We start from the raw sequence: 11,140 nt of genomic DNA on the forward strand, positions 1-11,140 counted from the left end.
AGTTTTTCAACACAATCCGCCCAATTGCCGCCGTTCACGATCGAGGCAGGCAATCCTGAAAGCGGACGTACGGCCCTTCATCTTGCGCAGCAATCTATTCCCTTTGTCCTGAGGGGTTTATTAGCATAACTTCAGCGTTATCTCTCGCTTCGCCAGGAAATCCAATGTCCGCCAATATCAGCTCCGCTCCGGACGAGAGCTTTCCCGCGGCCGGCTTCCACAGGGCTATGCGGCGCTGGCTCGATAACCCGGAAACCATGATCGAAACTGCCCGCACGGCGGCGAACTCGATCGAACAGGATCTCGAACGAGATTTTGGATCGGAGGCAATGCGAATCTATCCGCTGCTCAGCCCCGATAGCCTGGCCGCGGCACTCGTCGACGCCTCGGGCCGTGTGGTCGCGGCCAGTACGGTCTTCGCGGCCGAGAAGGCAGAACGATATATCGACTCGGCGGTCGTCAGCCAGGTGCTTCGTACCGGGCAGACCTGCGTTGCGCCCGTCGCCATCGAATCGGGCAATGGCGGGCTCGATCCGGTGATCTTCGCATACGGCGCCGCCGTTCAGGCCGCGTCGTGGATTCTCCCGCCGGAAATACGGGATCGGGCCAAGCGGGGCAATGGGCACATCGTGGTTCTGGCGACGATCACCAGCCTTCGCGCAACACCGCTCAAGGCCGCGTGCGAGACCTTCGGCCTGACCGGACTGCAGACGCGCGTGGCCATGGCGACCATCCGGTGCGGCACGATCAAGCAAGCGGCGGCTCAACTGGCCATCTCTTACGACACGGCACGCGAAACCCTGTCCGAAGCGATGCGCCGGGTTGGCGTCGATCGGCTTCCGGCGCTGGTCGCGAATCTCGCATCGCTCGCCTTCGGCGTCCTCCCCGAGGGCGGTGCCCCCGATCTCCTACAAGACATCTGGGGACTCTCGCCCCGTCAGGCGGCGCTCGCCGCCCTGATCGCCGAAGGCCTGTCGCGCGACGCGGCGGCGCGGCGGCTCGGCGTTTCGCGCGCGACGGCGAAGAAGGAACTCGATAGGACCTATGACTGTCTCGGCGTTTCCAGCGCCGCTGCGCTGGCGCGAGCCGTCATCGAAGCGCAGGCGCTGTCATGCATCACGGCCGCGACGCAAAGTCAGGTCGCGCTAGAGCACGATCATGCCGAGCCGCTCCGCATGATGCCGCGCGCCGACGGAACGCGCATCGCATGGAGCGACTACGGTCCCGTATCGGGCAAGCCCGTCCTCGTCGTGCACAGCAGCATGACCTCCCGGCCCGTGAGCCGTGCGCTGGTGGCGGCGCTGCAGGCCGCCGGCGGCCGGCCCATCGCGATCGACCGGCCGGGATTCGGCATGTCGGATCCGTTTCCGGGAATGGAGCCGGGCTGGCACGATCCCTTCTCCGTCGCGGCGCGCGATGTCCTGTCGCTTTGCCGCAAGCTCAAGATCGCGTCGCTGGACGTGGTTGCGCGCGGCGGTGCACAACATGTGCTGGCGCTTGCAGACGCCGCGCCGGACCTGATCGACCGTGTCGTCCTGGTAAACCCCGATCCGCATACCGAAGAACATGGGCGCCGTTGGGGTCCGCTGGGCGCGGTCAAGGAAGCCTATTTCCGCAATCCACGCCTCGTCGCCGTGATGGTCCGCCTATTATCCACGCACCTGACCCCGGAGCGGGTGGCGCGGATGATGGAACGATCGTTCGCGGGGAGCCCGCCCGATCTCGACGCCATCCATGATCCTCAGATCCGTGCCGACTATTACCGGGCGGTCAGAATGTTCGCGACCGGACGGGTGGCGGGGTACGTCAACGAGCAGATCGCGATGGCGACAGCGACCCGCCCCGCGCCACGACCCGGATATAGTCGCTGGACGATATTGATCGGCGAACATGACCCGCTGCACGATCCCGCCGACGTGCATGCCTATTGGCAGGAGATTCTGCCCCGCGCCGAGTTTGTCGAGGTCAAGGCCGCGGGACGTCTTCTCGCCATGACGAAGGCTGACCTTGTCGCACGCACACTGACGGGCATACCGGCACGCTGACCGTGCAGGGCTAGGGCTTTCTCAACGCAACCTAACCCCACAAAAGGGGATATCCAGCCGGCAATCGCGACGCCAGTCCCGGGCAACCGGGGGAGCGATGCCCTCGCGTTACGTGCAGGGGGTAAAATGGCTTACGAAAAATCCACCGCTGGCCGGGCTGGCAAGCTTGTCGCGCCCGCCAGGTGCCGCCTCGGGCGCCGCGCGCTCGGACGAATGTTGCTCGCCGGCAGCGCCCTCGGTTGCTCGCTGCTCCCTACCGCGCATGCCGCGGCGCAAGCGGTTCGCGAGACTTCGAACGACGGTTCCCCGATCGTCATCGACAGCGGGGCCATAACGGTGCCCAACGGCGGCGGCATTGGCATCCTTGCCTCCACCTCGGGACAGATCACGATCAACAGCGACTCGGTTTTCACCGAGAGCGCGCTGGGCCACGGGATCGAGGCGCAGGGCGGCTCCGCCAGCGTGAAGATCGACAGCGGCACGGTCGAAACTCGCGGCGCCGGAGCCAGCGGAATTCTGGCGACCACCAGCGGCGGCGGCGTGCACATCATCAGCGGCAACGTGCACACGACAGGCACCGGTCAGGTATTCGGCATCTCGGCGGTCACCAACGGGGGCGGCATTGTCATCGATAGCGGCACGATCAACGTCGTCGCGACCGGCGCCGACAACGGCCGCGGCATTCATGCCAATTCGGGCGGCGGTGATATCATTATCCATGCGGGGACCACGCTCGGCTATACACGCGGTATTTTCACGACCACCCTGTTCTCGGGGCCAGAGCTGGGCTTCACCGCAGGCAACACGCTAATCACCAGCGAGTCGGCGGCCGCGACAGGTGGCAATGCGATCATAGGCCAAGGCTATTCGGTCGACCTGACCAGCGGCCGCGCCGAGGGCACCGCCAATATCGGCTTCACCGCCGCGACACTCTACGTCAGCGCCGGCGCAGGTGGGGCCAGCGTCAAGGCCGACGAGACGATCGGGCATGGCTATGGCCAGTACGGCATCCAAGTTCTCGCGACCGGCGATCTGGTCATCGACAGCAACTCGGTCGTCACCGACGGCGCCTTCGGCAACGGCATCACCGCCGCCGGTGCCGCCGCGATAACCGTCGACAGCGGCACGATCGCGACCGCCGGGCAGAACTCGACCGGCATCCTCGTCGACGGCTACACGGCCTACACCGCCGAGCCGGTGAAAGTCACCAGCGATGCGATCACCACGGCCGGCAACAATTCGAACGGCATCTTCGTCGTCAGCTTCGACGGCACCAGCGGGATGACCGGAGACACCGCGATCGACAGCGGTACGATCGTGACCGGCGGAAGCCTCTCGCACGGCATCGTCGTTGGCGGATCGGCCGATCCGGGCTACCAGTTCCGCGCACCCTCGCCGACGGCGGGCACCGGTACGCTCACCGTCAACAGCGATTCGATCGTCGCATCCGGTGCCGGCGCCCGCGGGATCGTCTTCGATCATGCCGGCGCGATCGCGCTGACCAGCGGCGCGATCGACGCGCAGGCGGGCGGCATCTACATGTGGGCGGGCTCGACCGTCGATATCACCAGCGACACGTTGTACACCCGCGGCGGCCCGGGCATTGTCGTCTACGGCCAAGACGGTGACGTCCGGATCGATGCCGGCAGCACAGAGGTCGGCGCCGACGGCGATGTCGGCATCTATGTAGAGACGACCAGCGGCGACGTCTCGATCACTGCCGATCGAACCACGACCAACGGCATCCAGCCGGCGAGCGGGTTCACCGCCGACGGCATCTCTGGCGTGTCGAGCCAAGGCGGCAATGTCAGTATCGACAGCGGCATTGTCTCGGTGAAAGGCAATGCCGCCTTCGGAATCTATGGTAGCACCACCGGCACGGTCGGCATCACCAGCGACCAAGTCGCTACCAGCGGGCTGCAGGGCACCGCGATCTGGGCCGGGGGGAGCGCGGGGGTGACGGTCGACAGCGGTTCGATCGTCACCTCCGGCAATGATGCGCTCGGTATCCGCGCCCGATCGGCCAATGGCGACGTGTCGATCGCGAGCGCCTCGATCCAGACCTCGGGCAACGGCGCGACCGGCATTTTCGTGCCGACCAGCGTTGGCGGCGGGGCGATCATGACCGGTGACATCACGATCCATAGCGGCACCATCCAGACGAGCGGCACCAACGCCTCGGGCATCGTCGTCGCCAATGTCGCGAGCCCCGCTTACGGCCTTCGCGACGCCCAGGGCGGCACGGGTGCGTTGTCGATCACCAGCGACACGATCACGACCAGCGGTGCCGGCAGCTGGGGGATCGCCGTCGATCATAGCGGCCCGATCGCTATCGAGAGCGGCGCGATCACCAGCGGCGAGAGTGGCGGCGGCGCCGGCATCTATGTCTGGGCGGGCGACACCGTCGACATCAGCAGCGGCAGTGTCACTACACCGAACGGCCCCGGCATCGTCGTCTACGGCGGCGCTGGCGACGTCACTATCGGTTCCGGCAAGGCTCTGGTCGGCGCCGGCGGCGATGTCGGCGTGTTCGCGCGCACGACGACGGGCGACATCGTGATCACCGCGGGCACGACCACGACCACGCGGCTCGACATCCTGAACGGCCAGTTCACCGCCGACGGCGTGACCGGCATCTCCGCCGCCGGCGGGAATGTCTCGATCGCCGCGGACGTCACCTCGGTGGCCGGCACATCGGCATGGGGTGTCACGGCCTCGACCAGCGCCGCCGCCGCCATCACCAGCAACAAGGTTACCACGGCGGGTACGGACGGCGTCGCCATCTTCGGCCGTGGCGATACCGGCGGAGTCACGATCGTCAGCGGCGATGTAACCACCAGTGGCGCACGCGGGCACGGCATTCAGGCCGTCGCGACCACCGGCGGCATCAGCGTGGACAGCAAGGGCACCATCTCAGTGGCGGGCAGCGGCTCGGCAGGCGTGCATGCCCGCAGCGGCAGCGGCGCGATCGACGTGGCGTTGAATGCCGTGACGGCAACTGGCGGCGGCGCCAATTCCGTCGATCTGGCGAGCAGCGGCGGTGGCGACATCGCGCTCGACGTCAATGGCGCGGTCTCGGTCGTCGGCACCGGCCAGTTCGCCGCTACGCAGCTGAACGGCAGCGGCAATCTCGTCGTCAATGTCGGCGCCGCGGGCAGTCTCACCGGCTCGGGCAGCGGGCTCGTCGCACAGCGCGGCGCGCTGGTGCTCGACAATGCCGGCACGATCCGCGGCAACGGCACCCGCGCCAGTCTCTCGGCAGTGCCCGAGGCGGGCGTGCGGGTGCAATCCTCGGCAGTGATCCGGAACAGCGGCACGATCTCAGGCCATGATTATGGCATCGTCACCACCCAGCTCGGCACGCCCAATCCGGCCGGCGGTACCAGCTTCACCTGGTTCAGCGCCGATACGCAATTGATCAATAGCGGCACGATCCGCGGCGACAATGACGATGCCGTCGCGCTGTATGGTGGCGGCACCGTGCGCAACAGCGGCCGGATCGAAGGAGGCGCAGGCGCCACTGCCGACGGCATCCAGATGCAATGGTATCCGGGCGCGGACAGCGGTCGTGCGCAGATCGGCACGATCGTCAACGAAACGGGCGGCCAGATCAGCGGCGCGCGCTACGGCATTCTCCTCGCCGGCGGCGGCACGATCGACAATGCCGGAACGATCGAGGGCGGGACCACCGGCGTCGTGCTCGTCAGCCAGAATTTCGCGGGCAAGACCGGCAATCTGACCAACGGCGGCACCATCCGGAGCCGAGACGGTACGGGTGTGCTGCTCGATCTCACTTCGGCGACCGTCGTCAATTCGGGACGGATCGATGCTGGCAATCTGGGCGTCGATGCCAAGGGCGATCTGTCTCTAACCAACAGCGGCGTGATCGTCTCCGCGGGCCATGCGGTGCAGTCGGCGAACGCGCTGCAGCTCGACAATAGCGGATCGCTAACCAGCAACGGCGGCTCGGCGATCGTCGCCGGGCAGGGCGGGACGATCGTCAACCGCGGTACGATCCTCGGCGCGGGCACGGCAATCACTGCCGGCGGAGCGACTTTGCTCGACAATGCTGGCCGCATCGAGAGCGTGAGCGGTCTCGCCGTATCGCTGAGCGGCGCGGACGACCGTCTGGTCCTGCGTACCGGCTCGAGCATCGAGGGCACGGTGGACGGCGGTGCTGGGCGCGACGGCGTGGCGCTGATCGGAAGCAGCAACCAGGCGGTTGCCGGCCAGACGATCGGACGGCTCGACAATTTCGAGACGCTCGCCGCCACCAGCGGCTTTTGGAGCACCTCGGGCTATGTCGGCGCGTTCGAGAGCGTCACGATCGCCGCCGACGCCGCGCTACAGGTCAACGAAGTGCCAGACAGCGGTGGCGACAGCGCTATCGTCACGCAGAACGTCCGCAACGACGGGCTACTCGTGCTCAACTTCGGCAGCGATGTGCTGATCGATGACGAAAACCCGCTCGCCGTAACCGGCACCGGCGCGTTGCTGCTGTCCGGCGCCGGGACGGTCGGCATCGACACGGATACGATCACGCATACCGGCGGGACGATCGTTGCCAATGGCGCGCTCCAGCTCACCGGTTCGATGGCGGGCGACATCCGGACCATCGGCAACGGCGTATTCGTGCTCGGCGACGGCGGCACCAGCGGCAGCTTCACCGGCGATCTCGTCAATGACGGGACCTTCGTCTACGCGCGGTCGGACTCCTACAGCTTCGTCGGCGACTTCTCCGGTTCGGGACTGCTCGAGAAGCGCGGCGCGGGCGTGCTGACCTTCGAGGGCGGCTATAAGTTCGTCGGCACCACCAGCATTCTCGGTGGATCGGTGAAGTTCACCGGGCAGATCGATCCGACGACCGAGTTCGACCTTGCCGGTGGCACCCTCGACCTGGGCGGCACCGATCAGAAGATCGGCGGCTTGTCGGGCTCGGCGCAGAGCGGGATCAATCTCGAGGGAAGCCGGCTTACCATCAATCAGGACGAGAACAGCGTTTTCGCCGGCACGATCACCGGCAGCGGCGGCCTGACTCTCACCGGCGGCGGCCAGCTCAATCTCACCGGCAACAGCACCTATACCGGCACCACCACGATCGAGGACGGCACGCTCAAGGTGAATGGCGCGATCGTCTCATCCGTGTTGCTCGGCTCGGGCGGAACGCTGGGCGGCAATGGCCGCGTCGGCAGCACGACCGTCAATGGCGGACGCGTCGGCCCTGGCAATTCGATCGGCCGTCTCACCGTCAGTGGCGACCTCGCCTTCGGCGCAGGAGCGGTTTACGAGGTCGAGGCGAATGCCGCCGGTGCGGCGGACCGGATCGACGTCACCGGCGCGACGAGCATCGCCAGCACCGCGACGGTTCAGGTGCTCGCCGAAAACGGCAATTACAATCCGCGCACCGACTACACGATCCTCACCAGCGCCGGTGGGATCAGCGGCACTTTCGGTTCGGTAACCTCGAACCTTGCTTTCCTGACGCCGCGGCTCCGCTACGCGCCGAACGCGATCACGCTTTCGCTGTATCGCAACGATGTCCAATTCGCCGCGGTCGCGGAAACGTCGAACCAGGGCGCGGTTGCCGATGCGGTGCAATCGCTCGGAATCGGCAATACCGTCTATGAGGGCGTGCTGGTCCAGTCGGCAGCGATGGCGCGTCGTTCCTATGACTCGCTCTCGGGCGAGATCTACGCCACCACGTCGGCAGCGCTGACCAACGATGCCCACCTGGTCCGCGACGCGTTGCTGGCCTCAGCGCCAGGTGAAGACGCCGCCGGGATCTTCCCGATCGCTTCGGCGACCGCCAGCTGGGGCAGCGTCGACGCCACACGCGGCGCGGCGGGTGCCGATCTAGACAACAAGGGGCTGGTGGTCGGCGCCGGCTATGCCGGACAAGGGATTTCCTTCGGTCTCGCCGGGACCATCTTCAAATCCGATCAGGACGTCGACGCGCGAGCGAGCAATGCTTCAGCGGAGAGCTGGGGCCTCGCCGGTGTCCTCGGCTATGCCAAGGGCGGGCTCAAGGCGCAGGTCGGCGCGACGGTCGCGTGGCACCGGGTCCACACCAGGCGCACGGTCGATTTCGGCGCAGGTGCGACGACGCAGCGTGGGCTATACGATGCCAGCACCCGCCAGTTCTACGGCAGCCTGTCCTATGACCTGGTCGACGGTCCGCTCGATCTTGCTCCGTTCGTTCGCCTCGCCAATGTCCGCGTCCATTCGGATGCTTTCGCTGAGACCGGAAGCGCCGCGGCACTGTCGATCGGCGAAGCGGACCAGCAAAGCACCTTCCTCACCCTTGGTGCGGACGCGCGGCTCCCGCTCGGTTCGAGTGTGGGGCTGAAGGCAAGTGCCGGCTGGCAGCATGGCTGGGGCGACCTCGCTGCCACGCTCGACAATCGCCTCGCGGGTGGCGCCAGCGCGTTCCGGATCGTGGGCGCCCGCCTACCGAAGGATGCCGCCGTCTTGAATCTCGGGTTTGAAGCTGACGTCGGGCCGGTGCGCCTGGGTGCTTCCTATGTCGGACGCTTCGGGTCGCACTGGCAAGATCATGGGGCGCGCGCGACAGTGAGCATCAGGTTCTAACGCACGTTTCCAGCGAGTGCCGAGACCTCTCGGCACTCGCTAAGGTGCGTGGTCCAGAGCTGGCTTTGTTGCCCGACGCCCGATGCATCCAGCTCAATCAATAGCCTGCGTTGACTGCCCCATCCCAGCAAGGGGCGAGCTCGCCTTGCGCCAACAGCTCTGCGAAAATGAATCGTGAGCGACTGTTCTCGCGAAACGGCTTCTATCGATAGCTCTCATCCCTAAAGCCGCCATTCCGCCGCCGGCCCAGATCCCGTCATTCGATCATTCGCAAAGGGAATGGCAGAAAATGGGCCGTAAGCTGCTTGGCAGCTTTTTGGGTAGCTGGCCGCCAAATCGGACACCAACCGTGTGGCCCCGACGTCGCCGACGGGCTGACTGCGGAGCGGCAGGCTTCCAGTGACGCGCCCGGAATGCTGCCACGAACTTCAACCGGGGGTTTTCGGGCTAACGGGGTTCGATGGGGATCGGGTGTTGTCAGTCTAAGCGAAGCCTTCAGTTCGGACTTGGGCACTTTTGAAGGCGCCACCCGGATGACGACCGGCTGACCGTCGTCCTTGCACTCAAGGTCCGCGAGGCACGCAGCGGCATTTGCTCGAAAGGTTGCGAAGGAGCGGAGCGAGTCGAAACTCGCCGCGAGGGCAGTGTCAGACGAATGTGGCAGTAGGCGCAGCTAGCGATACTGCGCGCATCGTACTCCCGAATCCGAAGATCAGTTCTTCAACCTTGGCCCTGGAGCAACTATTGAAGGTGCCGTCGCCACATCACTGAGCCGCCACGGTCACCGAGTAGCGGGTGTTCGTGGCGGGCGCACCGGCCGAGGACACCATCATGATGTCGAGCGCGTCACCCTGCGCAACAGAAATAGCGCTAGCGGGCAACAAGACATTCGCGGCGAACGCGCCTGGGCCGGAAATCGAACCCGTAATCCCCGTGCTCACGCCATTCTTTCGCAGGGTGAACGTATAGGATTGTCCAGCACCTGGCGCCGATCCGACGAAAACGCTGAACGCGCATACGTTCGCAGCCGTGGACACGGGAAAGGTCGTTTGATTTTCGTTCGTGCTCTGAGATCCGCCCAAATAAATTGTTGTACCGGCTCCGCCAACGGCGACGGAGCCCGAATTGCCCGACAAGAAGCCGCCCGACGCGCAGTTATTGACCGTGATGTCGGATGCCGGGAGATTGTTACGAAGCATGATGCCCTGCGCCGAAGGATCAATGTTCGCTGCGGAAATCAGATAAGAAGAAAATTGGTTATTGGATATCGTAGCGTTCCTAGATGACCCATCGATCGTCAATCCGTAATTGCTATGATGACTGCTGTTCCATTCAAAAGAATTATTTCCCGTAAATATGAGGCCGTTCGAATCAACAAATTTCCATATTTCTGCAGTGTACGGGGTAGAATCATTATTTTGGTAGGTTTGATTGTTAGTCACCGTCGAATAGTAACAGGTCGTGCAGAAGAATCCTTGAGAATTGCTTTGGGTAAGCCTATTGTTCGACCACCAATCGTAATGAGATGCGTTCGCAAATACACCAACCCCGTTCTGCCAGACGAAGTTTCCCGTGACCTGCCCGGCATTAGAATTACTCTGATAGATGCCATATCGAGTATTATGCCCGATACTATTACCCGCTACGTGGAAATCGTTGGCGTAAATGTAGGATATTCCGGCGTTGCCGTTATTGAGAAAAAAGCCGTCGATCACGTCTATCCCGCTCAGTTGATCCGGGTCAGCCGCGCCCCCGACGACATTGACGCCGTTTACTCCAAATCCGGAAGCGGAGATATGGACCAGTCTGGTATTTCCCTGCCGCTGGGTAATAGTAATGCCATTCCCACCGGTAGCCACTCCGCGGTTGACTAGCTGGAAATTTTCAAATGCCGAAAAATTTCCGCCGGTAACAGTTATGGCGTCCACGCCGGAGGCGTAAGGCTCCAGATATGTACAATATCCGGCCCCGGAGAACTTGAAATTTACTTTCGACGATACCGTCCAATTGATTAAGTAGGTCCCACAAGGCGCGAAGACATCGTTGCTGGACGCGGCGGCGCTGGCGAAGGCTGCGGTACTGTCGCTTGTTCCCGTGGGATCGGCGCCGAAGGTAATGACATTGGCCGCTTGGCCGAATGCCTGCGCCGATGTCACCAACATCAAGAACGCGGCCAGCGCAATCGCGAATCTTTTCATGACACTCCTCGTGGATAACCGGGTCAAAGATCGGTGATTTCAGGGGGCAGTTGGACAAGATGACTAGCGGCGACGACCGAGTTAGAGCCGGCTTAGCCCGGTGGCGGGCAGGCAGCGCCTGGCCGTAACCGCAGCCCGAACCAAATTGTGTAACGCTGACAGTAACGCCATGACGCTTGCGCCTTGTCGATAGCATTCGAGAGGACCTAGGTCGGGACGATAACGGGTGGCCCGCAGTTGGCAATCGCGGATCGACGCGCCTCGTCGTCGGTGAGCGGAATATCTTTCCGGCGAGTTGAGCGAATGTCC

The 11,140-nt window shown here is 64.3% G+C and carries 3 protein-coding genes; 2 read left to right on the plus strand and 1 reads right to left on the minus strand.

The genetic code is table 11. The features are described from left to right. Positions 1-164: 164 nt before the first annotated feature. Positions 165-2,045: a bifunctional helix-turn-helix transcriptional regulator/alpha/beta hydrolase gene (locus tag SMA01S_RS23455; protein ID WP_066827820.1), complete on the plus strand. Its 1,881-nt coding sequence runs from the start codon at positions 165-167 to the stop codon at positions 2,043-2,045. A 126-nt stretch (positions 2,046-2,171) separates the two neighbouring features. Next, positions 2,172-8,633, plus strand: coding sequence for an autotransporter-associated beta strand repeat-containing protein (locus SMA01S_RS23460; RefSeq protein WP_169804297.1), 6,462 nt, complete (start codon positions 2,172-2,174; stop codon positions 8,631-8,633). Between the two features lie 764 nt (positions 8,634-9,397). Here SMA01S_RS23460 and SMA01S_RS24355 read toward each other — a convergent pair. Continuing rightward, positions 9,398-10,831, minus strand: a complete 1,434-nt coding sequence (locus tag SMA01S_RS24355) for a NosD domain-containing protein (protein WP_084250536.1) — start codon at positions 10,829-10,831, stop codon at positions 9,398-9,400. Positions 10,832-11,140: the final 309 nt, after the last annotated feature.

The organism is Sphingomonas mali NBRC 15500 (assembly GCF_001598415.1).
Classification (GTDB): domain Bacteria; phylum Pseudomonadota; class Alphaproteobacteria; order Sphingomonadales; family Sphingomonadaceae; genus Sphingomonas; species Sphingomonas mali.